The following is a 25,743-nucleotide window of genomic DNA, read 5'->3' as shown; positions in this document are numbered from 1 at the left end:
CGCAGACTGCTCCGATGGACGCGCGACGGACCACCCCCACTCCCCGAGGCACGCCGGACCTGCCGTTGCACCGCCTGCAGGTCCCGCTGCCCCAGCTGCTCCCCTTCGCCATCGGCAGCTTCGACGCGATCGGCCCGCTCTCCCGGGCGGGCTTCCCCCACCGGCACTCGTTCCACGAGATCGTCCACGTCACCGGCGGCCGCGGCGCCCACGTCCTGGACCTGGTCCACCGGACGCTGGCGCCACCGCAGTTGTGCGTGATCACCCCCGGCCAGGTGCACTACTGGGCGGACGCCGAGGAGCTCACCGGCCGGGTCCTGCTGTTCAACGAGGACTTCCTGCTCGGCAGTCCCCAGGACCTCGCCGCCCTGCGGGCGCTGGCCACCCGGCCGGCCCTCGCGCTCGGTGAACAGGCCGACGCGATCGGCGCCCTGTTCGCCGACATGGAGCACGAGTTCCTGGCCAGGGCGCCCGGCTACCAGGGCGTGCTGCGGGCCAGCCTGCACATCCTGATCGTCCGGGCGCTGCGCGCCCGGGTCCCGGACGACCGCCCGGCGGTGGCCGGCCGGTCGTCCGAACTGGCCGCCGCCTTCGCCCGGTTGATCGCCGAGCCGGGCGGGGTGCGGCATTCGGTGGCCTCCATCGCCCGACGACTGGGTGTCTCCCCGGGGCACTTGCAGACCCTGGTGAAGCGGGCCACCGGCCGCACGCCGGGCGGGCTGATCCGCCGCCAGCAGACCCTGGAGGCCAAGCGGCTGCTCGCCTGCACCGATCTGACGATCCGTCAGGTCGCCAAGGACGCGGGATTCGCGGACCCGGCGTACTTCTGCCGCTTCTTCCGCCGGGAGACCGGGATGACGCCGGGGGAGTTCCGGGCCCGGGTCGACGGAAAGCACCACGATCCCCGGATCATGTCCATCGCGGTCGCGCCGGACGGCCCGTAACTTTGCTGCTGGCCCGCCTCGGGAGCCGAAGGCCGCGCCGGTGTCCGGTCCGGCGCACGGGCGGGCCGCCGGTCCGGCCCTTGTCATGCCCCCACCATGGCAAGGGTCACCCCCCACCCCCACCCCCACCCCCGCCTCACGAGAAGGAGACGGCGCATGCCCGAGCCCGACGGCATGATCAGCCGCAAGACCGTCCTGAAAGCCGCCGCCGCACTCGGGGCCGCCCCGCTGCTGGTCGGCGGCGGGGTCGCACTGGCCCGGGAGCAGGCCGGCAGCGGCCGGACCCCGGAGTTCACGCCCGAGTGCCACGACGGCGACGCCCCCACGATCGAGCAGACCGAGGGCCCCTACTTCAAGCCGAACTCCCCGCTGCGCGGATCCCTGGTGAACGACGGCCCCGGCACCCGGCTGGTCGTCAGCGGCTACGTGTTCGGGCGGGCCTGCCGGCCCGTCTCCGGCGTCCTGCTGGACTTCTGGCAGGCCGACGACAACGGCGAGTACGACAACGTCGGCTACACCTTCCGCGGCCACCAGTTCACCGACGCCAACGGCGCGTACAAGCTGGACACCATCGTGCCCGGCCTCTACCCGGGCCGTACCCGGCACATCCACGTGAAGCTCCAGGCCCCCGGCCGCCAGATCGTCACCACCCAGCTGTACTTCCCGGGTGAGCCGCGCAACAGCACCGACACCATCTACGACGCCCGGCTGCTGATGAACGTCCGGCAGAACGGCAACGTCCGCGAGGGCAGCTACGACTTCGTGCTGAACGTGCCGCAGAGCCCCGGCACGCCGAGCCCGACGCCCAGCTCGCCCACGCCCACCCCGACCACGCCCACCCCGACCGGGACGCCCACCGCGCCGCCGGGCGGCACCTGGGCCCCGGGCGCCTCCTACCGCGCGGGCGACCGCGTCACCTACTCCGGCGTCTCCTACGTCTGCCTCCAGGCGCACACCGCCATGGCCGGCTGGGAGCCGCCGAACGTGCCGGCCCTCTGGCAGCGGTCGTAGCGGCTCCGGCCGCGTTCCCCGGGGAGCCGGGCGCCCGGTCGGCGGCAGGGCCGGCCGGGCGCTCACCCCTGTCCGGGGGCCGGGCGGGGTGCTCCCGTTCCGTCACGTTCCACCGGAGTTTCCGTGCAATACCAGTCGGGAAGCGGTCAGGCAACGCCAGGAAGCGATTCCAGTCGATCTTGCGCACTGGTTAGGCTTTCAAATGTTCGCAAGGTTAAAGTTGTTTCCATGCATGCCTGGCCCGCCTCCGAGGTTCCCGCCCTGCCTGGTCAGGGGCTCCCCCTCCGTATCCACGACACCGCAGCGGGTACGGTCCGAGAGGTGGTGCCGCAGGACGGCACCGCCCGGATCTACGTCTGCGGCATCACCCCCTACGACGCGACCCACCTGGGCCACGCCGCCACCTACAACGCGTTCGACCTGGTCCAGCGCGTCTGGAAGGACGCCGGCCACGACGTCCTGTACGTCCAGAACGTGACCGACGTGGACGACCCGCTGCTGCAGCGCGCCGTCGAGACCGGTCAGGACTGGACCGCCCTGGCCGAGCGCGAGACGGCCCTGTTCCGCGAGGACATGACCGCGCTGCGCATGCTCCCGCCGGCGCACTACATCGGCGCCGTCGAGTCGATCCCGTGGATCGTCCCGATCGTCCAGAAGCTGCTGGCCTCCGGCGCCGCCTACGACGTGGACGGCGACATCTACTTCTCGGTCGACGCCGACCCGCGCTTCGGCGAGGTCTCCGGCCTCACCCGCGAGGCCATGCGCCCGGTCTTCGCCGAGCGCGGCGGCGACCCGGACCGCCCCGGCAAGCGCAACCCGCTGGACGCCCTGCTCTGGATGGCCGCCCGCCCCGGCGAGCCCGCCTGGGACACCGAGCTCGGCCACGGCCGCCCCGGCTGGCACATCGAGTGCGTCGCCATCGCGCTGCGGTACCTCGGCATGTCCTTCGACATCCAGGGCGGCGGCAGCGACCTCTCCTTCCCGCACCACGAGATGGGCGCCGCGCACGCCCAGGTCGCCACCGGCGCCCACCCGTACGCCCAGGCGTACGTGCACGCCGGCATGGTCGCCCTGGACGGCCACAAGATGTCCAAGTCCCGCGGCAACCTGGTCTTCGTCTCGGCGCTGCGCCGCGAGGGCGTCGACCCGGCGGCGATCCGCCTGGCGCTGCTCTCGCACCACTACCGCGCCGACTGGGAGTGGACCAAGGACGTCCTGGACGAGGCCGTCGAGCGCCTCGCCCGCTGGCGCGCCGCGGTCTCCCGGCCGGACGGCCCGGCCGCCGAGGACCTGCTCGCCGAGGTCCGCACGGCGCTCGCGAACGACCTGGACGCGCCCGCCGCGCTGGCCGCCGTCGACCGCTGGGCCGAGCGGCAGGAGACCGGGGGCGGCACCGACATCGGCGCGCCCGGCCTGGTGACCCGCACCGTGGACGCCCTGCTCGGCGTCGCGCTCTAGGGCGCGTCCGACAACTCCCGGCGGGACAGCACCCCGCACCACAACGCCGAAGGGGCGTCAGGACCGAGGTCCTGACGCCCCTTCGGCGTACCCGTCGACCACTACTCGTCCTCGGCGCCGTCCTGGCTCTCCCGGGCGCCGCCCGGCGCCTCCGGCTCGGCCGGCCGCTCCGCCGTGGCGTGCCCGGACACCGGCTTCTCGCCGGTCGGCCCGACGTTCTCCCGGCGGCGCAGGTAGCGCTCGAACTCGCGGGCGATGGCGTCCCCGGAGGCCTCCGGAAGCTCCGCGGTGTCCTGCGCCTCCTCCAGCTGCTGGACGTACTCGGCCACCTCGCTGTCCTCGGCGGCCAGCTGGTCCACGCCGAGCTGCCAGGCCCGGGCGTCCTCGCCGAGCTCGCCCGGCGGGATGCGCAGGTCCAGCAGGTCCTCCAGCTTGTTGAGGAGGGCCAGCGTGGCCTTCGGGTTCGGCGGCTGCGAGACGTAGTGCGGCACCGCGGCCCACAGCGTCACGGCCGGGACCCCGGCGTGGGTGCAGGCCTCCTGGAGCACGCCGACGATGCCGGTCGGGCCCTCGTAGCGGCTCTCCTCCAGGTCCAGCCGACGGGCCAGCTCCGGGTCGGAGGTGACCCCGCTGACCGGCACCGGGCGGCTGTGCGGGGTGTCGCCGAGCAGCGCGCCCAGGATCACCACCAGCTCGATGCCCAGCTCGTGCGCGAAGCCCAGCAGCTCGTTGCAGAACGAGCGCCAGCGCATGCTCGGCTCGATGCCGCGGACCAGCACGAGGTCCCTGGTCGTCGGCTCCGTCACCCGGATCACCGAGATCCTGGTCGTCGGCCAGGTGATCCGGCGGATGCCGCCGTCCAGCCAGACCGTGGGCCGGTTGACCTGGAAGTCGTAGTAGTCCTCCGCGTCCAGGGCGGCGATCACCTTGCCGCCCCAGGTCTCGTCCAGATGCGCCAGAGCGGCGGAGGCGGCGTCGCCCGCGTCGTTCCAGCCCTCGAAGGCGCAGACCATCACCGGGTCGATCAACTCGGGAACATCTTCCAGCTCGATCACCCAGCGTCTCCCTCCGGTCGGCGGCTGGGCCGGCACCGCCCCGGCTGGTTTGCCGGGGCGCCGACGGGCCGGCTGCCGACTGTCGAACCTCTCGTCTCCCATGGAACGCCTCGCTCCATGGTCCCTACCTGCCCAGCCTACGGGCTTTGATGCGCACCGCGGCCGGGCACCGGGACAGTCTGGGGGAGCCGGCCGCCCCGATCCAGCGGATATCGCGGCCCCATGGACTGACGGGCCGTCAGATCGCCGGTCGGGCGCGCACCGCGTCCGACCGGTGGCGCAGGGCGACGCACGTGCCTCCTCGGCCCAGTGGCGCGATGATGAACGGGCGGGGGCCGGGCGGAAGGGGCCACACCGATGAACGGATGGCTGTGGATCGGCGCGGGCACGGGTGCGGCCGCGCTGGCCGGCGCCGCGCTGCTGGCGGCGGACCGGGCCGGGCGCCGGCTGCCGGTGGAGCACGTCACCGAGGGTGGGCTGGAGCTCGCCCAGCCGCCCGGCGCGGTCTGGGACGTGCTGACCGACATCGACCTCTACCCGGCCTGGCGGCCCGGCCTCACCCACGTCGAGCGGCTGCCCGCCGCGGCCGGCGGCCGGGTGCGCTGGCGCGAGTACGACCGGCACGGGCACGTCACGTACGAGGTGGTGGCCAGCGAGGCGCCGCACCGCCTGGTCACCGGCATCGCCGACCCGGACCTGCCGTACGGCGGCACCTGGACGTACGTGCTCACCCCGGCCGGGCCGGGCTGCTCGCTGACCGTCACCGAGCGCGGCGAGGTCCGCAAGCCGCTGTACCGGGCGGTCTCGCACTACGTGGTCGGCGAGGACGCGACCGTCCACCGCTACCTGGGCGCCCTGGCCCACCGGCTGGCCGCGTAGAGCCTGACCTTCCCCACCGACCCGGCCGCGCTACCGGACGTCCACCCAGCCGCGCCGGTAGGCCGCCCAGTTCTCCGGCGTCGAGGCGAAGTCCACGTACAGCGCGACGCCGAAGTGGGCGCGGCGCAGGTCCTCCCGGCCCAGGCCCAGCCGGACGCCGCGGACGGCCGCGTCGACGGTCTCGGCGTCACCCCAGTGGCCCCACTTGTCGTCCCAGTAGAACGGCAGGCCGATCAGCAGGTCCACGTCGGCCGGGGTGGACCGCAGGGCCAGTTCGGTCTGCTGGGCGACGTAGCCGCCGTACAGCGGCTCGGTCGGCATCGAGGTGTCGTAGGTCATCACGGCGACCTGGTCGACCCGGCGGGCGGTCTCGGTGAAGTACGCCCGGTCCCACCACTTGCCGTGGTCGGTGAGTAGGATGCCGGCCGTGTGCAGGCCCGGGACGGGGTCGATCTGCGGGGCGGCCACCGAGAGCACGGCGCCGCGCGCCGCGGTGACCGGGCGGACCCGGTCGAGCAGGTCCAGCCAGCCGGCCGAACCGGGGCGGATCGGCTCCATGTCGAAGTGCACGCCGTCGAAGCCCTGGTCCAGCACCTGGCGGGCGGAGGCGGTCACCCGGTCCCGGGTGGGGGCGTCCTCCAGGTCCAGGGCGTCCTTCTCGGGCTTGACCTCGTCACCCAGCCAGCCCTGCAGCCGTACGCCGGGCAGCGCCCGGTGCACGGTGTCGGTGAACCAGCGGGCCCGGGGGTGGACGGCCGGCGGCAGCGAGCCGTCGTGCTCCAGCGGTCCGGTGTGCACGTACAGGTCGCGAATGCCGGTACCGGAAAGTTGCCGGGTCAGCGCCTCGACGTCGGCCTCGGTCTTGCGCCCGTCCACCCAGGCGTGGCCGAGCCAGACCGCGTCCCGCCCGCGGGTGCGGGCCTCGGCGGCCGGCTCACCCGTGTAGTGCAGTCGGATAGAGACGAACACCGAGCCGAGCGCGGTCACGGGCACCGCCACCACCAGCGCCAGGACCAGCAGCGACCGGCGCCACCAGGACCACCGGCGCCAGCGCTCGCGCAGGGCCCGGAACGGGGCCCCCAGGGCCTTGCCGGTTTGCCGCACCACGGTCCGGAATCGACTCACGCACTTGCTCCCCCCTTGCGGTAAAGCGCTCAGGATACGGAATGGGTCCGCAAGCCGACCCGTCGGCCGGATACGCTGACCACGTGTGTCCCCGACCAAGCGGGGCGCAAAGCCGACAGCCGTCGCACCAGGGAGAAGCCCCATGGCCACTGCAGCCGACCCGTCCATCACTCAGCAGAGTCGCGCGAACGCGTTGCGTGAAGCGCTTGCCACCCGGGTGGTGGTGGCCGATGGTGCGATGGGCACCATGCTCCAGGCGCAGGACCCGACGCTGGAGGACTTCCAGAACCTCGAAGGCTGCAACGAGGTCCTCAACATCACCCGGCCCGACATCGTCCGCTCCGTCCACGAGGCCTACTTCGGCGTGGGCGTGGACTGCGTGGAGACCAACACCTTCGGCGCCAACTTCTCGGCGCTCGGCGAGTACGAGATCGCCGAGCGGATCTTCGAGCTGTCCGAGTCGGGCGCCCGGATCGCCCGGGAGACCGCCGACGCCCACACCGCCGCCGACGGCCGCGTCCGCTGGGTGCTCGGCTCGATCGGCCCCGGCACCAAGCTGCCCACCCTCGGCCACGCCCCGTACGAGACGCTGCGCGACGGCTTCCAGGAGAACGCGGCCGGCCTGATCGCGGGCGGTGCCGACGCGCTGCTGGTCGAGACCAGCCAGGACCTGCTGCAGACCAAGGCCGCCATCCTCGGCTCCAAGCGCGCCCTGGCCGAGGCCGGGCTCGACCTGCCGGTGCTGGTGCAGGTGACGGTGGAGACCACCGGCACCATGCTGCTGGGTTCCGAGATCGGCGCCGCGCTCACCGCACTGGAGCCGCTCGGGGTGGACTACATCGGCCTGAACTGCGCCACCGGCCCGGCCGAGATGAGCGAGCACCTGCGCTACCTGGCCAAGAACGCCCGGATCGGCCTGTCCTGCATGCCGAACGCGGGCCTGCCGGTGCTCGGCAAGGACGGCGCCCACTACCCGCTCTCCCCGGCCGAACTGGCCGACGCGCACGACGTGTTCACCCGCGAGTACGGCCTCTCGCTGGTCGGCGGCTGCTGCGGCACCACGCCCGAGCACCTGCGCCAGGTGGTCGAGCGGGTCCAGGGCCGCCCGGTCGCCGCGCGCGAGCCGCAGCCCGAGCCCTCGGCCTCCTCGCTGTACCAGGCGGTGCCGTTCCGCCAGGACACCTCGTACCTGGCGATCGGCGAGCGCACCAACGCCAACGGCTCGAAGAAGTTCCGCGAGTCGATGCTGGCCGGCGACTGGCAGGCCTGCGTGGAGATCGCCCGCGACCAGATCCGGGACGGCTCCCACCTGCTCGACCTCTGCGTGGACTACGTCGGCCGCGACGGCGTCGCCGACATGAAGGAGGTCGCCGGCCGGCTGGCCACCGCCTCCACCCTGCCGATCGTGCTGGACTCCACCGAGCCGGACGTGCTGCGGGCCGGCCTGGAGGCCCTCGGCGGCCGCGCGGTGCTCAACTCGGTCAACTACGAGGACGGCGACGGCCCGGACACCCGCTTCGGCCGGATCGCCTCGCTGGCCCGCGAGCACGGCGCCGGCCTGATCGCGCTGACCATCGACGAGCAGGGCCAGGCCCGCACCGCCGAGACCAAGGTGGCCATCGCCGAGCGGCTGATCGCGCAGCTCACCACCGAGTACGGCATCGACGAGGGCTCGATCCTGGTCGACTGCCTGGCCTTCACCCTGGGCACCGGCCAGGAGGAGTCCCGCCGGGACGGCATCGAGACCATCGAGGCGATCCGCGAGCTCAAGCGCCGCCACCCGAAGGTGCAGACCACCCTGGGCCTGTCCAACATCTCCTTCGGCCTCAGCCCGGCCGCCCGCATGGTGATCAACTCGGTCTTCCTGAACGAGTGCGTCGAGGCCGGCCTGGACTCGGCGATCGTGCACGCCTCCAAGATCCTGCCGATGGCCCGGATCCCCGAGGACCAGCGCGAGGTCGCGCTCGACCTGGTCTACGACCGCCGCGGCGAGGGCTACGACCCGCTGCAGAAGCTGCTCCAGCTCTTCGAGGGCGTCTCCTCGGCGTCGGTCAGGGCCTCCAAGGCCGAGGAGCTGGCCGCGCTCCCGCTGGACGAGCGGCTGCAGCGCCGGATCATCGACGGCGAGCGCAACGGCCTGGAGGCCGACCTGGACGAGGCGCTGACGGAGCGTCCGGCGCTGGAGATCGTCAACAGCACGCTGCTGGCCGGCATGAAGGTGGTCGGCGAGCTGTTCGGCTCCGGCCAGATGCAGCTGCCGTTCGTGCTCCAGTCCGCCGAGGTGATGAAGACCGCGGTGGCCCACCTGGAGCCGCACATGGAGAAGTCCGACGACGAGGGCAAGGGCACCATCGTGCTGGCCACCGTCAAGGGCGACGTCCACGACATCGGCAAGAACCTGGTCGACATCATCCTGTCCAACAACGGCTACACCGTGGTCAACCTGGGCATCAAGCAGCCGGTCTCGGCGATCCTGGACGCCGCGCAGGAGCACAACGCGGACGTGATCGGGATGTCCGGCCTGCTGGTCAAGTCGACCGTGATCATGAAGGAGAACCTGGAGGAGCTCAACCAGCGCAAGCTGGCCGCCAGCTTCCCGGTGATCCTCGGCGGCGCCGCCCTCACCCGGGCCTACGTCGAGCAGGACCTGCACGAGATCTACGAGGGCGAGGTCCGCTACGCCCGGGACGCCTTCGAGGGCCTGCGGCTGATGGACGCGCTGATCGCGGTCAAGCGCGGGGTGCCCGGCGCGACCCTGCCGGAGCTCAAGCAGCGCCGGCACGCCCGGGTCGAGGTGGAGGAGCCGGAGCCGGAGGTCAACCTCGGCCAGATCCGCTCCGACGTCGCCGTGGACAACGCCGTGCCCACCCCGCCGTTCTGGGGCGACCGGATCGTCAAGGGCATCCCGTTCGCCGACTACGCCTCCTGGCTGGACGAGGACGCGCTGTTCAAGGGCCAGTGGGGCCTGAAGGCGGCGCGCACCGGCGAGGGGCCGTCCTACGAGGAGCTGGTGGAGACCGAGGGCCGGCCGCGGCTGCGGGCCTGGCTGGACCGGCTGCAGACCGAGGGCTGGCTGGAGGCGGCCGTGGTCTACGGCTACTACCCGGCCAACTCCAAGGGCGACGACCTGATCGTCTTCCACGAGGACGGCACCGAGCGCACCCGCTTCACCTTCCCGCGCCAGCGCCGCGGCCGCCGGCTCTGCCTGGCCGACTTCTTCCGCCCGGAGGAGGCCGGCGTGCGGGACGTGGTCGGCCTGCAGGTGGTGACGATGGGCAACCGGATCTCGGAGGCGGCCAACGAGCTGTTCGCCGGGAACTCCTACCGCGACTACCTGGAGCTGCACGGCCTGTCGGTGCAGCTGGCCGAGGCGCTGGCCGAGTTCTGGCACGCCCGGGTCCGCTACGAGCTGGGCTTCTCCGGCGAGGACCCGCAGGACGTCAAGGACATGTTCGCGCTCAAGTACCGGGGCGCCCGCTTCTCGCTCGGCTACGGGGCCTGCCCCGAGCTGGAGGACCGCGCCAAGATCGCCGAGCTGCTGAAGCCCGAGCGGATCGGCGTGGTGCTCTCCGAGGAGTTCCAGCTGCACCCGGAGCAGTCCACCGACGCGATCGTGATCCACCACCCGGAGGCGAAGTACTTCAACGCCCGGTAACGCGGGCGTTCCGCTCCGTTCGCGCTTTCCGGACGAAGCGGGCGTATCCTTGATGATCCTGAACGGGCCGGTCCGCTCACCAGCGGGCCGGCCTGTGCCATCCCCGGGCACGGTCCGGGGCCTGCCGGAAGGAACCCGCCATGACCACCAGTCCCACCGCCACCCGCGTGCTGGACCACGGGGACGACCGCGGTCTGCAGGCGGTGCTGCTGGACATGGACGGCACGCTGGTGGACACCGAGGACTTCTGGTGGCAGGCCGAGGTCTCGCTCTTCGCCGAGCTGGGCCACCAGCTGGACGAGGCGGACCGCGCGCACGTGGTCGGCGGCCCGATGACCCGGGTGATGGACTACCTGGTCGCCCGGACCGGCGTGGACATCGCCCCGGCCGACCTGGGCGTGCTGGTGAACCAGCGCTTCGTGGACCTGCTGGGCGGCGGCGTGCCGCTGATGCCGGGCGCCGAGCGCCTCCTCAACACCCTTGCCGCGCACGGGATCCCGGCCGCCATGGTGTCCGCCTCGCACCGGCACGTGATCGACATCGTGCTGCGCTCGCTGGGCGCCCACCACTTCGCCTTCACCATCGGCGGGGACGAGGTGCCGCGCACCAAGCCGTTCCCCGACCCGTACCTGGAGGCGGCCCGCCGGCTGGGTGCGGAGCCGGCCCGCTGCGTGGTGGTCGAGGACACCCCGACCGGGGTGAGCGCGGGCGAGGCGGCCGGCTGCCCGGTGATCGCGGTGCCCTCGGTGGCGGCGATCGAGCCGGCCCCGGGGCGCCTGGTGCTGCCCTCGCTGGAGCAGGTCGACCTCGACCTGTTGCGCTCGCTGGTCGCCTCGCGGGTCTGAGTCACCCACCCCTGCGAGTGTGATTGTCCTCTCATTGCGGCCCGGCCCTACCGGCCGGTACACGGCAGGACGGGGCCCCGGTCCGAGGTGATCGAGGGAGAAATGGGGCATTGGCTGACATCTCGTCGAGCGCGAGGTGCTGCCCTGAACCGCCGTGTCCCAAACGTCATCTGCGCGGGTATCGGTCGTGCGTGTTCGATATGGCACGCTACTCGGGTTTCGTGCCACCGATAAGGACGCGCCCCGTGAAGACTTCAGCTGAACGCCTCGCAGTACTCGGCTGTGCCGGTCTGGTCGCCGTGACGGTGGCCGGCTGCGGATCGGTGACCGACGCCGTGAAGGGGGACAGCGGCAAGTCGATCACCATGGGCACCGCCCAGCTGACCGGCACCCTGGACCCGGCGACCTCCTACGACTCCGGCTCCTGGCTGGTCATGCGCAACACCTTCCAGTCGCTGCTGACCTTCCCGGCGGCCGCCAGCAACCCGAGCCCGGACGCCGCGCAGTCCTGCGAGTTCACCGGCGGCGAGGCCACCGAGTACCACTGCACCCTGCGGCCCGGGCAGAAGTTCTCCAACGGCCACCCGCTGACCGCCGCGGACGTGGTGTTCTCGATCGAGCGCACCAAGAAGATCAACGACGACAACGGGCCGGTCTCGCTGCTCTCCTCGATCAAGTCCGTCGAGGCCAAGGGCGACAACGAGGTGCTGTTCCACCTCTCCGCGCCGGACGCCACCCTGCCGGCCAAGCTGGCCACCCCGGCCGGGGCCATCGTGGACCACCAGGTCTACCCGGCCGACAAGGCGCTGGCCAACGACAAGCAGGTCGGCTCCGGCCCGTACCGCATCGACTCGGTCGAGAACAGCGGCAAGCAGGTCGGCAAGGTCGTGCTGTCGCCCAACGACAAGTACGGCGGCGAGGCCAAGCTGCGGAACACCAAGTTCACCGTCCGGTACTTCGACAAGGCCGACGACCTGAAGGCCGCGCTGGACAAGGGCGACGTCGACCTCACCGACAACAGCCTGGAGCCGAACACCGCCGCCCAGATCCGCTCCGACCAGCAGGGCGGCAAGACCGACCTGCAGGTGACCGAGGGCGACAGCAACGACACCCGTTCGCTGGTCTTCAACACCAAGGACGCGGTCGGCGGCAACCCCGCGGTCCGCCAGGCCGCCGCGCAGCTGATGGACCGCAAGGCGCTCGCCCGCGACGTCTTCGCCCGGACCGTCCAGCCGCTGTACGCGATGGTCCCGGCCGGCGTCACCGGCCACACCACCGCCTTCTTCGACCGCTACGGCGAGCAGGACGTGGCCAAGGCCAAGAAGATCCTCACCGACGCCAAGGTCCCGACCCCGGTCAAGCTCAACCTCACCTGGTCCCGCTCGCGGGCCGGCGCCAACGAGGCCGAGACGCTGAAGAAGCAGCTGGAGGCCGGCGGCCTCTTCCAGGTCACGGTCCAGCAGGAGCCGGACTGGGAGGCGTACAAGAAGGGCTGGGCCGACGGCAAGTACCAGGCCTACGTCATCGGCTGGTTCGCCGACTACCCGGACCCGGACAACTACATCGCCCCGCTGCTGGTCAACGGCGGTGCCTACCACCACGGCTGGGACGACCCGCGGATCAGCGGCAAGCTGGTGCCGGACGGCCTCAAGCAGGCCGACCGCAGCGCGGCCGCGGTCGGTTACGGCCAGATCCAGCAGATCGAGGCCGAGAGCGTCCCGCTGATCCCGCTGTACCAGAACAAGGCCTTCTACGCGGCCCGTTCGTACGTCACCGGCGTCGAGTCCACCGTCGACACCACCGGCTTCTTCCGCTTCTGGGAGATCAGCCGCAGCGCCAAGTAGCGCGCACAGGACGGCGGCCCGTCCACCGCCCCCTCACCACGGGGAGCGGCGGACGGGCCGCCGTGACGTTTCCGCGGGCCGTCACCGGCCGCGGAGGCCGCTACAGGCTGCCCGGGCGCACCAGCCCGCTCTCGTACGCGTACACGGCCGCCTGCACCCGGTCGCGCAGCTGCAGCTTGGTCAGCACATGGCCGACGTGGGTCTTCACGGTGGTCTCGCTGACGAACAGCTCGGCCGCGATCTCCGCGTTCGACAGCCCCCGCGCCACCAGCTTCAGCACCTCCAGCTCGCGGTCGGTCAGCGCGCTCAGCGCCTGCGGCGGCGCCTCGTCGCCCGACGGCAGCTTGGTGGCGTACATGTCCAGCAGCCGGCGGGTGATGCTCGGCGCCAGCATCGCCGCGCCGTCCGCGACCACCCGGATCGCCTGCACCAGCTCCTCGGCCGGGACGTCCTTCAGCAGGAAGCCGCTGGCGCCCGCGCGCAGCGCCTCCACCACGTACTCGTCCAGGTCGAAGGTGGTCAGCACCAGGACCTTCGCCGGGCCGTCCCGACCCGGGCCGGCGATCCGGCGGGTCGCCTCGACGCCGTCCATCCGCGGCATCCGGATGTCCATCAGCACCACGTCGGGCTGCAGCGCCCGCACCTGGTCCAGCGCCTGCTGACCGTCGCCGGCCTCACCGACCACCACCAGGTCGGACTCGGCCTCCAGGATCATCCGGAAACCGGTGCGCAGCAGCGGCTGGTCGTCGACCAGCAGCACACGGATCGTCACCTAGGACACTCCTCGTTCATCGGATCCCCCGTCGGGATCGTCCTCATCGATCGTCTTCGTCAGGCGTACGGGACAGCGGCAGCGGGTACGGCGGCGGGGTGCCGCCGAACTCCGGGCAGCTGGCCCGGTGGTCGCACCAGTCGCAGAGGCGGTTGCGGGTGGCCGGGAAGTCCCCGGTGGCCACCGCGTGGCCGATCCGCTCCCACAGCGCCTGCAGCTTGCGCTCCACCGCGAGCAGGTCGGCCTGGTCCGGGTCGTAGCTGACCACGTCCCCGCCCCCGCCGAGGTAGACCAGCTGGAGGCGCTTGGGGATCACGCCCTTCCACCGCCACACGACCAGCGCGTAGAACTTCATCTGGAACATCGCCTTGCCCTCGAAGTCCCGCGAGGGCGCCCGGCCGGTCTTGTAGTCCACCAGCCGGACCTCGCCGGTCGGGGCGACGTCGACCCGGTCGATGTAGCCGCGCAGCAGCAGCCCCGACTCCAGGGCCGTCTCCACGTACAGCTCCCGCTCCACCGGGTGCAGCCGGGTCGGGTCCTCCAGCCGGAACCACTGGCCGACCAGCTTCTCGGCGTCGGACAGCCAGCGGGTCAGCGCCGCGCCGTCCGGGTCCTCCGGGTCTTCCGGGAACAACGAGCCCAGCTCCGGCCGTTCACCGAGCAGCCGCTCCCACTGCGGGCGCAGCAGGCCCAACGCCCGCTCCGGCGTGCGCTCGGCCGCCGGGCTGTCGAACAGCCGCTCCAGCACCGCGTGCACCAGCGTGCCCCGGGTGGCCGCCGCGCTCGGCGGCTCGGGGAGCCGGTCGATCACCCGCAGCCGGTACAGCAGGGGACAGGTGAGGAAGTCCCCCGCCCGGGACGGGGACAGGCCGGTCGGCGGCGCCGCCGGGCGCACCGGGGCCCCGGTGGCGCTGGTGGTGTCGGTCTGCTGCATGGCTACGACCCTATTGCCCTTTGCTGTCATCCCGCTGCCACGGTGCTGCCACCACGGCCCGCGCAGTGGGTATGAGAGCACCGGGAGGGGCGCGCGGCGCCGGAGCGCCGCGATCACGTAGCGTGGGCGCACCGGGGCACGACGGGGGAGACGACCGAAGGGATCACGGTGAGCGACAGCAGGGGGCAGCAGACCTCCGACCAGCCACCGCAGGACGACCGCAAACGCCCGGCCGGGCCGCCGCCGGAGCGCCGCAGCGGCCTCCTGATGGGCCGGCCCTTCGGCGTGCCGATCTACGTCACCCCTTCCTGGTTCGTCATCGCCGCGCTGATCACCTGGGTGTTCGGCGGCCAGCTGAACGACGTGCTGCCCGACCTCGGTGCCACCCGCTACCTGGTCGCGTTCTCCTTCGCCGTCGCCTTCTACGCCTCCGTCCTGGTCCACGAGCTCGCCCACACCCTGGTAGCGCTGCGTTACGGGCTCGGGGTGCGCCGGATCCAGCTGCAGTTCTTCGGCGGCGTCTCCGAGATCGAGAAGGAGGCCACCACGCCCTGGCGGGAGTTCTGGCTGGCCTTCGTCGGCCCGCTGCTCTCGCTGGCGCTCGGCGGGGTGTTCTACCTCGCGGTGCGGGCCGTGGAGCTGTCCAGCGTGCCCGGGGTGCTGCTCACGGGCCTGATGGTGTCCAACCTGGTGGTCGCCGCCTTCAACCTGCTGCCCGGCCTGCCGCTGGACGGCGGGCGGATGCTGCGCGCCGTCGTCTGGGCGATCACCGGCCGGCCGATGGCGGGCACGGTGGCCGCCGCCTGGGTCGGCCGGATGCTGGCGGTCGCCGTCCTGATCGGCCTGCCGCTGATCAGCGCCGCCCGCGGGGTCGAGCGCACCACCACCGACACCCTGGTGGACGCGGTGCTCGCCGCCGTGCTCGCCGCGATCATCTGGAACGGCGCCACCGGCAGCGTGCGCAACGCCCGGCTCAAGGAGGCGCTGCCCGGCCTGCGGCTGCGCGACCTGGCCCGCCGCACCGTCGAGGTCACCGCCGACACCTCGCTCGGTGAGGCGATGCGCCGCGCCCGCGAGGCCCGGGCCGGCGCCGTGGTCGTGGTGGACGGCCGGGGCGAGCCGATCGCCATCCTCCGGGAGTCCAAGGCGCGGGAGGTGCCGGAGCACCGCCGCCCCTGGGTCGCCGTCGGCCCGTACGCCCGCGACCTGGAGCCCGGCCTGCGGCTGGACGCCGACCTGGCCGGCGAGGACCTGCTGCGGGCCGTCCAGGCCACCCCGGCGGGGGAGTACCTGGTCGTCGAGGCCGACGGCCGGGTGTACGGCGTCGCCGCGCTCAGCGACATCGAGCAGCGCCTGACCTCGGCCGTCAGCGGCCGGTGACGCCCGGGACGACGGCCGCCGCCAGGGGCTGGTGAGGCGGGGCGGTCCGCTTCCCTTAGGATTGTGCGTATGTCCGAACCGACCGGTGCCACCCGCCGACGCGGGCCCTTCCAGGTCGGGGACCAGGTCCAGCTGACCGACCCCAAGGGTCGCCACTACACGTTCACGCTCCAGGCCGGGAACCAGTTCCACACCCACAAGGGTGCGTTCCCGCATGACGAGCTGATCGGCGCCCCCGAGGGCACGGTCGTGCGCACCACGGGGAACGTCCCGTACCTCGCGCTGCGCCCCCTGCTCCCCGACTACGTCCTGTCCATGCCGCGCGGCGCCGCCGTGATCTACCCCAAGGACGCGGGGCAGATCCTGGCGATGGCCGACATCTTCGCCGGTGCCCGCGTGGTCGAGGCCGGAGTCGGCTCGGGCGCGCTCAGCACCTACCTGCTGCGCGCCGTCGGCGAGCAGGGCATGCTGGCCTCCTACGAGCGCCGGCAGGACTTCGCCGACATCGCCCAGGGCAACGTGGAGCGCTACTTCGGCGGCCCGCACCCGGCGTGGAAGCTCACCGTCGGCGACCTCCAGGACAACCTGGTCGAGACCGACGTCGACCGCGTCATCCTCGACATGCTGGCCCCCTGGGAGTGCCTGGACGTCGCCTCCAAGGCGCTCGTCCCCGGCGGCCTCATCTGCTGCTACGTGGCCACCACCACGCAGATGTCGAAGACCGTCGAGGCGCTGCGCGAGCACGGCACCTACACCGAGCCGCAGGCCTGGGAGACCATGGTCCGCACCTGGCACCTGGAGGGCCTGGCGGTCCGCCCGGACCACCGGATGATCGGCCACACCGGCTTCCTGCTCACCGCCCGCCGCCTGGCGGACGGCGTGGAGCCGCCGCTGCGCCGCCGCCGCCCGGCCAAGGGCGCGTACGGCGAGGACTACGACAACGGGTCGCCCGAGGCGTCCCTCAAGGAGCGCGCCGCCGCCCGCAAGGCGGCCCGCGCCGGCGAGGACGACCAGCCCGACCTGGGCTGAGCCTCCGCGGTACCGACTCAAGGGGCGGCACGAGCGATCTCGTGCCGCCCCTGCCCCCTTTTTTGTGGCCGGCTCGCCTCCGGGGCGCTCGGACCCGGTGCCGACGGTCGGCGCTCCAAGGCCCTCGTCCCTCGGGCCTCCTCGCTTCTCCCTTTCGGCACCGGCGCGCCCCTTCGGCTCGCCGGCCGGGCTTCGGCGGAGGCCCGTTCCATGACGGGCTCCCCGGCGGGCCGTGGGTGGGCCTGCCCCATGACGCGCTCCCCGGCCGTGAGTTCACCGGCACGGTGTGGGACGATGCTCGCTCGAACGGACCAGCTCCTGGAACTCTGGAGGGGACGCCTGGTGGAGACCGCGGTCGGGACGACGGCGACGGTTGGACAGCAGACACCGCGGGGCGGCCCCCGGTCCGGGCACGCCCGGACCGCGCCCTGGCACTGGGCCGTGGCCCTGGCCGGCTGCGGGGCGGTGGTGGGCGCGGCCCTCGCGGCCTCCCCGGCGACCGGCACCCCGGTGCCCGCCCACGGCGCCCCCGCGGCCCTCGCCGCGACCGCGGCCCCCGATCCGGCCCTGGCCCAACTCCCGCTCGACTGCGGACCGTTCCCGGTCAGGACGGCGATCAGCGTGCCCGCCCGGCTGGGCGACGGACGCCCCGGCACGGTGGTCGCCGCGCACTGCGGCGCCGAGACCGGCACCCCGCCGGACTCCGTCTTCCTGCTCGGCTTCGGCCCCGGCGACCGCCCGACGGTCCTGGCCACCCTGCTCACCGAGCGCGAGAACCTCACCGTGAGCCGGCTCGCGGTGCGTTCGGACGGCGCCATCACCGGCCACGCGCAGGGGTATTCGAGCGAGGACGTGCCGCGCTTCCGCCCCGACATCTCACTCGACCTCACCTGGACGCGCAAGGGCGGCGGCTGGGAACGCTCCCAGGCCGCCGCCCCGGCGGGCCAGGCCTGAGCGGCCCGGCCCTACACCCTCACTACCCTCACTCCGCGTCCGGGCCGTACACCTCGACCCGGTCGGCGACCCGGCGCACGTGGATGCAGTCGCCGGGGCACTCCTTCGCCGAGTCCACCACGTCCTGAAGGAGCGTCAGCGGCACCGGGGCGGTCTCCCCGGGCTGCTGGCGCAGCTCGTCGTCCTCGCCCTTCACGTACGCCAGGCCGTCGATGTCCAGCTCGAAGACCTCCGGTGCGTACTGGACGCAGATGCCGTCGCCGGTGCACAGATCCTGGTCGATCCACACCTCCAGCGCCTCGGTCGTCGCCGCAGTCTGCTCGGTCACCGACATGGTTCCCTGCCGTTTCTGTCCCGGGTCGCCCATTTCTGGGAGCAATCCCGCCATTCGTACAACGATCGGACCTCGCGTCGTGGTCGCGATCGGATATCACTTCGCTCGACGATACATCTGGCCCGCTTTGGGCGGTGCGCGGTGGGTATCCCCTTAGCAGAGGGGAAGCACGCTGGGGCGAAGATCGGACACGCCCGTTCCATCTTTCTTGATCTAGGGGTTTACGGACCCCTGGTCCCAGGTAGGGTCTGGAAGCGTCCAGCTCCCCGGAGGAGGTGAGGACCGTGGCAGCCCACGATGACGACTACAACCGCAGCACCGGCAGGCCCGCTCGTGGTTCCGACGAGGCCGCTCAGGTCTCGTACCTTGAGCAGGAAATCGCCGTGCTGCGCCGCAAGCTCGCCGACTCGCCGCGCAATTCGAGAATCCTCGAAGAGCGGATCGTCGAGCTCCAGACCAACCTGGCCGGCGTGTCCGCCCAGAACGAACGGCTCGCCTCCACCCTGCGTGAGGCCCGCGACCAGATCGTGGCCCTCAAGGAGGAAGTGGACCGGCTGGCACAGCCCCCGGCGGGCTTCGGCACCTTCCTCGACGCGAACGAGGACGGGACCGCCGACATCTTCACCGGCGGGCGGAAGCTCCGTGTGAACGTCAGCCCCAACGTCGCCCTCGACGAGCTGCGGCGCGGCCAGGAGGTGATGCTCAACGAGGCCCTCAACATCGTGGACGCGATGGCCTTCGAGCGCATCGGCGAGATCGTCACCCTCAAGGAGGTCCTGGAGGACGGCGAGCGAGCCCTGGTTCTCGGCCACACCGACGAGGAGCGCGTGGTGCGCCTCGCGGAGCCGCTGCGCGAGCTCACCATCCGGGCGGGGGACGCCCTGTTGCTGGAGCCCCGCTCCGGCTACGTGTACGAGGTCGTGCCGAAGTCCGAGGTCGAGGAGCTGGTCCTCGAGGAGGTCCCGGACATCGACTACCGCCAGATCGGCGGCCTCAGCAACCAGATCGAGCTGATCCGCGACGCGGTCGAGCTGCCGTACCTGCACGCCGACCTCTTCAAGGAGTACGAGCTGCGCCCGCCGAAGGGCGTCCTGCTCTACGGCCCGCCCGGCTGCGGCAAGACGCTGATCGCCAAGGCGGTCGCCAACTCGCTGGCCAAGAAGGTCGCCGAGGTGACCGGCCGGCCCCAGGGGAAGAGCTACTTCCTCAACATCAAGGGCCCGGAGCTGCTCAACAAGTACGTCGGCGAGACCGAGCGGCAGATCCGCCTGGTCTTCCAGCGGGCCCGGGAGAAGGCCAGCGAGGGCACGCCCGTCATCGTCTTCTTCGACGAGATGGAGTCGCTGTTCCGCACCCGCGGTTCCGGTGTCAGCTCGGACGTGGAGAACACCATCGTCCCGCAGCTGCTCGCCGAGATCGACGGTGTGGAGGGCCTGGAGAACGTCATCGTCATCGGCGCCTCGAACCGCGAGGACATGATCGACCCGGCGATCCTGCGGCCCGGCCGCCTGGACGTCAAGATCAAGATCGAGCGCCCGGACGCCGAGGCCGCGAAGGACATCTTCTCCAAGTACCTCAAGGACTCGCTGCCGTTCCACCCGGACGACCTCAAGGAGCACGACAGCTCCGTCGCGGCCACGGTGGCCGCGATGATCCAGTCGGTGGTGGAGCGGATGTACTCCGAGACGGAGGAGAACCGCTTCCTGGAGGTCACCTACGCCAACGGTGACAAGGAGGTCCTGTACTTCAAGGACTTCAACTCCGGCGCGATGATCCAGAACATCGTCGACCGCGCGAAGAAGATGGCCATCAAGGACTTCCTCGACCACGGTCAGCGCGGTCTGCGCGTCTCCCACCTGCTCGCCGCCTGCGTGGACGAGTTCAAGGAGAACGAGGACCTCCCGAACACCACCAACCCGGACGACTGGGCCCGCATCTCCGGCAAGAAGGGCGAGCGGATCGTCTTCATCCGCACGCTGGTCACCGGCAAGCAGGGCGCCGAGTCCGGCCGCTCGATCGACACCGTCGCCAACACGGGGCAGTACCTGTAAGCACGCGGTTACCCGGGCCGGCAGCGGTCCCCGGAGCTGTACGCACACCGTCCGGCTGTGGCGCCTCGCGGCCCCGCAGCCGGACGGCGCGTCTCGGGGGCCGCCGTCCCGCGCCTGGACCTAGGCTCGACCCACCGTCCGCGGTCAGATGGCCGGCGCCGGTGTTGTTCAGCGGTACGTCAGCGTGCTCCGCCCGCCGGGGGCGGCGCACCGGGCAAGGAGGGCCGCATGACCGTACGGCGAGTGATGGGCATCGAGACCGAGTACGGAATCTCCGTGCCCGGCCACCCCAACGCCAACGCCATGCTCACCTCGTCCCAGATCGTCAACGCGTACGCGGCGGCGATGCACCGGGCACGGCGGGCCCGCTGGGACTTCGAGGAGGAGAATCCGCTGCGCGACGCGCGGGGCTTCGACCTGGCGCGCGAGGTGGCGGACGCCAGCCAGCTGACCGACGAGGACATCGGCCTGGCCAACGTCATCCTCACCAACGGGGCCCGGTTCTACGTGGACCACGCGCACCCCGAGTACAGCTCGCCCGAGGTGACCAACCCGCGCGACGCCGTGCTCTGGGACAAGGCGGGCGAGCGGATCATGGCGGCCGCGGCGCAGCGCGCGCTGGAGCTGCCCAACGGGCAGAACATCCACCTGTACAAGAACAACACCGACAACAAGGGCGCCTCCTACGGCACCCACGAGAACTACCTGATGAAGCGGGCGACGCCGTTCGCCGACATCGTGCGCCACCTGACCCCGTTCTTCGTCTCCCGCCAGGTGGTGACCGGCGCCGGCCGGGTCGGCATCGGCCAGGACGGCTCGGCGCACGGCTTCCAGATCAGCCAGCGGGCGGACTACTTCGAGGTCGAGGTCGGCCTGGAGACCACGCTCAAGCGGCCGATCATCAACACCCGGGACGAACCGCACGCCGACGCGGAGAAGTACCGCCGGCTGCACGTGATCATCGGGGACGCCAACCTCTCCGAGATCTCCACCTACCTCAAGCTGGGCACCACCGCGCTGGTCCTGTCGATGATCGAGGACTCCTTCATCGCCGCCGACCTCGCCGTCGACCAGCCGGTGCGGACCCTGCACCGGGTCTCCCACGACCCGACCCTCAAACACCTGATCACCCTGCGGAACGGGCGCAGGCTCACCGCCGTCCAGCTCCAGCTCGAGTACTTCGAGCTGGCCCGCAAGTACGTCGAGGACCGCTTCGGCAACGACGCGGACGAGCAGACGGTGGACGTGCTGACGCGCTGGGAGGACGTCCTGGGCCGGCTGGAGCGCGACCCGATGTCGCTCTCCAAGGAGCTGGACTGGATCGCCAAGCGGGAGATCCTGGAGGGCTACCGCAGCCGGGACGCCCTGGAGTGGTCCAACTCCCGGCTGCAGCTGGTCGACCTCCAGTACAGCGACGTGCGGCCCGAGAAGGGCCTCTACAACCGCCTGGTGGCCCGTGGACGCTTCGAGCGGCTGCTGACCGAGGACGAGGTCGAGCGGGCCGTCTCCAAGCCCCCGGAGGACACCAGGGCCTACTTCCGCGGGCGCTGCCTGGAGCAGTACGCGGACCACGTCGCGGCGGCCTCCTGGGACTCGGTGATCTTCGACCTGCCGGGCCGGGACTCGTTGCAGCGGGTGCCCACGCTGGAGCCGCTGCGCGGGACGCGCAACCACGTCAAGGAGCTGCTGGACCGCTGCCGCACGGCGGAGGACCTGCTCCGGGTGCTCTCCGGCGGGTAACTTTTCGATCACCACGGGTGAACGTCCGCCGAATGGGAATCATCCGGGGTGGCAGCGGGTGTTGGACAGGAAGCGCCACCGGCAAACCGGGAGCGGCAGTCGCACCTTGTGTATAGGGTCGGTGCAACCGGCAACGACCCAACCGACCAAACCGTGCCAGACGAATCGAGCGGGGTGAGGGAAATGGCGAGCAAGGACACCGGCGGCGGCCAGCAGCGGGCAAACCGGTCCTCCGAGGAGGTCGAGGAGCAGGCTGCCGAAACGCAGAATTCCGACGACCTCAAGGAGCGCCAGGAAAAGCTGAGCGACGACGTCGACGCGGTGCTGGACGAAATCGACGAGGTCCTCGAGTCGAATGCGGAAGATTTCGTGCGTGGATTCGTGCAGAAGGGCGGGCAATAGCCCGTACCGGTCATCGGGAATTCACGGTCGCGACCGTCGAGGGCGGTCGGGCGGCGCTCGCCGCCCGGCCGCCCGGCACCTCCCCACCACCCGTGGACAGTGATCGTCGGGCGGGTAGGGTGCGGGCAACGCGAGCTTCAAGCTACCTGGAAGGAATCGTGTGGAAGCCAACACTCGTGGCACCGGGCGTCTACCGGCTGCCTTCCTGACCCCGGGGTCGTCCTCGTTCCTCGACTTCCTCGCCGAGCACAAGCCCGAGCTGCTCCCGGGCGGCCGGGGGCTGCCCGAGGGCTCGGTGGTCGAGGCGCCGCACGGGACCACGATCGTGGCCGCGGTCTTCGACGGCGGTGTCGTGATCGCCGGCGACCGCCGCGCGACGATGGGCAACGTGATCGCCCAGCGCGACATCGAGAAGGTCTTCCCGGCCGACGAGTACAGCGCGGTCGGCATCGCCGGCACCGCCGGGCTCGCGGTCGAGATGGTCCGGCTGTTCCAGCTGGAGCTGGAGCACTACGAGAAGATCGAGGGCGCCACGCTCTCCCTGGAGGGCAAGGCCAACCGCCTCACCACCATGATCCGGGGCAACCTGGGCATGGCGATGCAGGGCCTCGCGGTCGTGCCGATCTTCGCGGGCTACGACCTGGACCGCGGCCGCGGCCGGATCTTCAACTACGACGTCACCGGCGGGCGTTCCGAGGAGCGCGGCTTCGCCGCCACCGGTTCGGGCTCGGTCTTCGCCCGCGGCTCGATGAAGAAGCTCTACCGCGACGGCCTGACCGCGGACCAGGCCGTCACCCTGGTCGTCCAGGCCCTCTACGACGCGGCGGACGACGACTCCGCCACCGGCGGCCCGGACCTCGCCCGCAAGATCTTCCCGATCGTCTCGCTGATCACCGAGGACGGCTTCCGCCGGCTCACCGAGGCGGAGGTCACCGAAGTCGTCGTCGCCATCACCGACGAGCGCCTGACCCACCCCAACGGCCCGCAGGCCCCGCTGATCTAGCCATCACCTCACAGGAAAGGGACGACCGCCGGTGTCGACACCGTTCTACGTCTCGCCCCAGCAGGCCATGGCGGACCGCGCGGAGTACGCCCGCAAGGGCATCGCGCGCGGCCGCAGCGTGGTCGTGCTCACCTACGCCGAGGGCATCGTCTTCGTCGCGGAGAACACCTCCAGGGCGCTCCACAAGGTCTCCGAGATCTACGACAAGATCGCCTTCGCGGCGGTCGGGCGCTACAACGAGTTCGAGAACCTGCGCATCGGCGGCGTCCGCTACGCCGACCTGCGCGGCTACTCCTACGACCGGGCCGACGTCACGGCCCGGGGCCTGGCCAACGTGTACGCCCAGACCCTGGGCACCATCTTCTCCTCGGTCGGCGAGAAGCCGTACGAGGTCGAGCTGATCGTCGCCGAGGTCGGCAAGAGCGCCGACAACGACCAGATCTACCGGCTCACGCCGGACGGCTCGGTCGTCGACGAGAAGAACTACGTGGTGGTCGGCGGCAACGCCGACTCGATCGGCAACTACCTGGGCCAGCGCCACCGCGTGGGCATGAGCCTCACCGAGGCGGTGAAGGTCGCGGTCGACTCGCTCGCCCGGGACCCCAACGGCGGCAGCCCGCGCAGCCTCACCCCGGAGCAGCTGGAGGTGGCGGTCCTCGACCGCCAGCGCTTCCAGCAGCGCAAGTTCAAGCGGATCCTCGGCAACCAGCTCGGCCGGCTGCTCGACGGGGACCAGTCCGCCGAGGCGGACGACGACGAGAAGCCGGCGGCGGCCACGCCGTCGGACGAGTAGTACGGCGGAGTCCCGTACGACGGCGCAGCCCGCCGTGCGGGACTCCGATGCCCCTGCGGCGGCCCAGTCGTCGTGGAGGCGGTTTCGGACAGCTCCGACCAGAATGGAGTGCTCATGGACCGCCGGATTTTCGGGCTGGAGAACGAGTACGGCGTGACCTGCACGTTCCGCGGGCAGCGGCGGCTGTCGCCGGACGAGGTCGCGCGGTACCTGTTCCGCCGGGTCGTCTCCTGGGGCCGCAGCAGCAACGTCTTCCTGCGCAACGGCGCCCGGCTCTACCTCGACGTCGGCTCTCACCCCGAGTACGCCACCCCCGAGTGCGACGACGTGGTCGAGCTGGTGACCCACGACAAGGCCGGGGAGCGCATCCTCGAAGGCCTCCTGGTGGACGCCGAGCGGCGGCTGCACGAGGAGGGCATCGCCGGCGACGTCTACCTCTTCAAGAACAACACCGACTCGGCCGGCAACTCGTACGGCTGCCACGAGAACTACTGCGTGGCCCGGCACGGCGAGTTCTCCCGGCTGGCCGACGTGCTGATCCCCTTCCTGGTCACCCGGCAGCTGATCTGCGGCGCCGGCAAGGTGCTGCAGACCCCGCGCGGCGCGGTCTTCTGCGTCAGCCAGCGGGCCGAGCACATCTGGGAGGGCGTCAGCTCCGCCACCACCCGCTCGCGGCCGATCATCAACACCAGGGACGAGCCGCACGCGGACGCCGAGCGCTACCGCCGGCTGCACGTGATCGTCGGCGACTCCAACATGTCCGAGACCACGACGCTGCTCAAGGTCGGCGCCACCGACCTGGTGCTGCGGCTGATCGAGGCCGGCGTGGTGATGCGCGACCTCACCCTGGAGAACCCGATCCGGGCGATCCGCGAGGTCAGCCACGACCTCACCGGGACCCACCAGGTGCGGCTCGCCAACGGCCGCGAGGCCAGCGCGCTGGACATCCAGGAGGAGTACTACACCAAGGCCCTGGAGTTCGCCGACCGCAAGGGCATCAACACCGGCACCGTCGCCCGGATCCTCGACCTGTGGGGCCGCACCCTGGAGGCCGTCCGCAGCGAGCGGCTGGACGGGGTGGCCACCGAGATCGACTGGATCATGAAGTACAAGCTCATCGAGCGCTACCGCGAGAAGCACCAGATGAGCATGTCCAACCCGCGGGTGGCGCAGATCGACCTCGCGTACCACGACATCCACCGCCGGCGCGGCCTGTTCTACCTGCTCCAGGCCAAGAACCAGGCGCAGCGGGTGACCACCGACCTCAAGACCTTCGAGGCCAAGTCGATCCCGCCGCAGACCACCCGGGCCCGGCTGCGCGGGGACTTCATCCGCCGGGCGCAGGAGCAGCGCCGGGACTTCACGGTGGACTGGGTGCACCTGAAGCTGAACGACCAGGCGCAGCGCACGGTGCTGTGCAAGGACCCGTTCCGTTCGGTGGACGAGAGGGTGGAGAAGCTCATCGCGGGGATGTAGCCCGCGCCGTCGTGATCAAGGTCGTGACCGGCCCCGGTGGTGTCTACCGGGGCCGGACG

The 25,743-nt window shown here is 71.6% G+C and carries 21 protein-coding genes; 16 read left to right on the top strand and 5 right to left on the bottom strand.

The window, feature by feature from the left end; all coding sequences use genetic code 11:
* Positions 1-14 precede the first annotated feature (14 nt).
* The 3 genes from ACYP53_RS29405 to mshC all read left to right on the top strand — a co-directional run bounded on the left by ACYP53_RS29405 (position 15) and on the right by mshC (position 3,413).
* Positions 15-944: an AraC family transcriptional regulator gene (locus tag ACYP53_RS29405; protein WP_459649615.1), complete on the top strand. Its 930-nt coding sequence runs from the start codon at positions 15-17 to the stop codon at positions 942-944.
* A 156-nt stretch (positions 945-1,100) separates the two neighbouring features.
* Positions 1,101-1,955 carry a dioxygenase family protein gene (locus ACYP53_RS29400; protein WP_459649614.1) on the top strand — a complete coding sequence of 285 codons (855 nt, stop codon included), beginning with the start codon at positions 1,101-1,103 and terminating at the stop codon, positions 1,953-1,955.
* A gap of 228 nt (positions 1,956-2,183) precedes the next feature.
* On the top strand, positions 2,184-3,413 hold the full coding sequence (gene mshC, locus ACYP53_RS29395; RefSeq protein ID WP_189921008.1) for a cysteine--1-D-myo-inosityl 2-amino-2-deoxy-alpha-D-glucopyranoside ligase: 1,230 nt from the start codon (positions 2,184-2,186) through the stop codon (positions 3,411-3,413).
* A gap of 101 nt (positions 3,414-3,514) precedes the next feature.
* Here mshC and ACYP53_RS29390 read toward each other — a convergent pair whose 3' ends face one another.
* On the bottom strand, positions 3,515-4,468 hold the full coding sequence (locus ACYP53_RS29390; RefSeq protein ID WP_189921006.1) for a PAC2 family protein: 954 nt from the start codon (positions 4,466-4,468) through the stop codon (positions 3,515-3,517).
* Positions 4,469-4,825: 357 nt separating this feature from the next.
* Here ACYP53_RS29390 and ACYP53_RS29385 point away from each other — a divergent pair, with 357 nt between their 5' ends.
* Positions 4,826-5,347 (top strand): SRPBCC family protein, encoded by a 522-nt coding sequence (locus ACYP53_RS29385; RefSeq protein ID WP_189921004.1) that lies wholly within the window; start codon positions 4,826-4,828, stop codon positions 5,345-5,347.
* A gap of 30 nt (positions 5,348-5,377) precedes the next feature.
* Here the strand turns inward: ACYP53_RS29385 and ACYP53_RS29380 are convergent, their stop codons facing one another.
* A complete protein-coding gene (locus ACYP53_RS29380; RefSeq protein ID WP_459649613.1) occupies positions 5,378-6,472 on the bottom strand; it encodes a glycoside hydrolase family 18 protein in 1,095 nt (364 codons plus the stop codon).
* Between the two features lie 142 nt (positions 6,473-6,614).
* Here ACYP53_RS29380 and metH point away from each other — a divergent pair, with 142 nt between their 5' ends.
* From metH to ACYP53_RS29365, 3 genes are all read left to right on the top strand, one after another.
* Complete coding sequence (metH, locus tag ACYP53_RS29375) at positions 6,615-10,127, top strand: methionine synthase (RefSeq protein ID WP_189921002.1); 3,513 nt, start codon at positions 6,615-6,617, stop codon at positions 10,125-10,127.
* A 140-nt stretch (positions 10,128-10,267) separates the two neighbouring features.
* A complete protein-coding gene (locus ACYP53_RS29370) occupies positions 10,268-10,972 on the top strand; it encodes an HAD family hydrolase (protein WP_189921000.1) in 705 nt (234 codons plus the stop codon).
* A gap of 245 nt (positions 10,973-11,217) precedes the next feature.
* Positions 11,218-12,816, top strand: a complete 1,599-nt coding sequence (locus ACYP53_RS29365; RefSeq protein ID WP_189920997.1) for an ABC transporter substrate-binding protein — start codon at positions 11,218-11,220, stop codon at positions 12,814-12,816.
* Positions 12,817-12,916: 100 nt separating this feature from the next.
* On the opposite strand, the gene ACYP53_RS29360 is transcribed toward ACYP53_RS29365, so the two are convergent.
* Both ACYP53_RS29360 and ACYP53_RS29355 read right to left on the bottom strand, forming a co-directional pair.
* A complete protein-coding gene (locus ACYP53_RS29360) occupies positions 12,917-13,588 on the bottom strand; it encodes a response regulator (RefSeq protein ID WP_459649612.1) in 672 nt (223 codons plus the stop codon).
* Between the two features lie 43 nt (positions 13,589-13,631).
* Positions 13,632-14,522 (bottom strand): RecB family exonuclease, encoded by an 891-nt coding sequence (locus ACYP53_RS29355; protein ID WP_459649611.1) that lies wholly within the window; start codon positions 14,520-14,522, stop codon positions 13,632-13,634.
* A gap of 168 nt (positions 14,523-14,690) precedes the next feature.
* On the opposite strand from ACYP53_RS29355, the gene ACYP53_RS29350 reads away from it, so the two are divergent.
* From ACYP53_RS29350 to ACYP53_RS29340, 3 genes are all read left to right on the top strand, one after another.
* Positions 14,691-15,902, top strand: coding sequence for a site-2 protease family protein (locus ACYP53_RS29350; RefSeq protein WP_459649610.1), 1,212 nt, complete (start codon positions 14,691-14,693; stop codon positions 15,900-15,902).
* 69 nt (positions 15,903-15,971) lie between these two features.
* Complete coding sequence (locus ACYP53_RS29345; protein ID WP_189920992.1) at positions 15,972-16,931, top strand: tRNA (adenine-N1)-methyltransferase; 960 nt, start codon at positions 15,972-15,974, stop codon at positions 16,929-16,931.
* A 294-nt stretch (positions 16,932-17,225) separates the two neighbouring features.
* On the top strand, positions 17,226-17,885 hold the full coding sequence (locus ACYP53_RS29340; protein WP_189920990.1) for a hypothetical protein: 660 nt from the start codon (positions 17,226-17,228) through the stop codon (positions 17,883-17,885).
* A gap of 28 nt (positions 17,886-17,913) precedes the next feature.
* On the opposite strand, the gene ACYP53_RS29335 is transcribed toward ACYP53_RS29340, so the two are convergent.
* A complete protein-coding gene (locus ACYP53_RS29335; protein WP_189920988.1) occupies positions 17,914-18,219 on the bottom strand; it encodes a ferredoxin in 306 nt (101 codons plus the stop codon).
* A 284-nt stretch (positions 18,220-18,503) separates the two neighbouring features.
* Here ACYP53_RS29335 and arc point away from each other — a divergent pair, with 284 nt between their 5' ends.
* The 6 genes from arc to pafA all read left to right on the top strand — a co-directional run bounded on the left by arc (position 18,504) and on the right by pafA (position 25,684).
* Positions 18,504-20,270: a proteasome ATPase gene (gene arc, locus ACYP53_RS29330; protein ID WP_189920986.1), complete on the top strand. Its 1,767-nt coding sequence runs from the start codon at positions 18,504-18,506 to the stop codon at positions 20,268-20,270.
* A 228-nt stretch (positions 20,271-20,498) separates the two neighbouring features.
* Entirely contained in the window at positions 20,499-22,010 is a 1,512-nt protein-coding gene (gene dop / locus ACYP53_RS29325) for a depupylase/deamidase Dop (RefSeq protein ID WP_189920984.1), read from the top strand.
* A 183-nt stretch (positions 22,011-22,193) separates the two neighbouring features.
* Positions 22,194-22,412: a ubiquitin-like protein Pup gene (locus tag ACYP53_RS29320; RefSeq protein WP_031069167.1), complete on the top strand. Its 219-nt coding sequence runs from the start codon at positions 22,194-22,196 to the stop codon at positions 22,410-22,412.
* 160 nt (positions 22,413-22,572) lie between these two features.
* Complete coding sequence (gene prcB / locus ACYP53_RS29315) at positions 22,573-23,415, top strand: proteasome subunit beta (RefSeq protein ID WP_189920982.1); 843 nt, start codon at positions 22,573-22,575, stop codon at positions 23,413-23,415.
* A 31-nt stretch (positions 23,416-23,446) separates the two neighbouring features.
* Positions 23,447-24,208, top strand: a complete 762-nt coding sequence (prcA, locus tag ACYP53_RS29310; protein WP_459649609.1) for a proteasome subunit alpha — start codon at positions 23,447-23,449, stop codon at positions 24,206-24,208.
* Between the two features lie 114 nt (positions 24,209-24,322).
* Positions 24,323-25,684 (top strand): Pup--protein ligase, encoded by a 1,362-nt coding sequence (gene pafA, locus ACYP53_RS29305; protein WP_189920978.1) that lies wholly within the window; start codon positions 24,323-24,325, stop codon positions 25,682-25,684.
* Positions 25,685-25,743 lie beyond the last annotated feature (59 nt).

Source organism: Kitasatospora sp. Ki12 (assembly GCF_054601375.1).
Note: the sequence above shows the minus strand (reverse complement) of the source record. Positions and strands in the feature narration are given on the sequence as shown.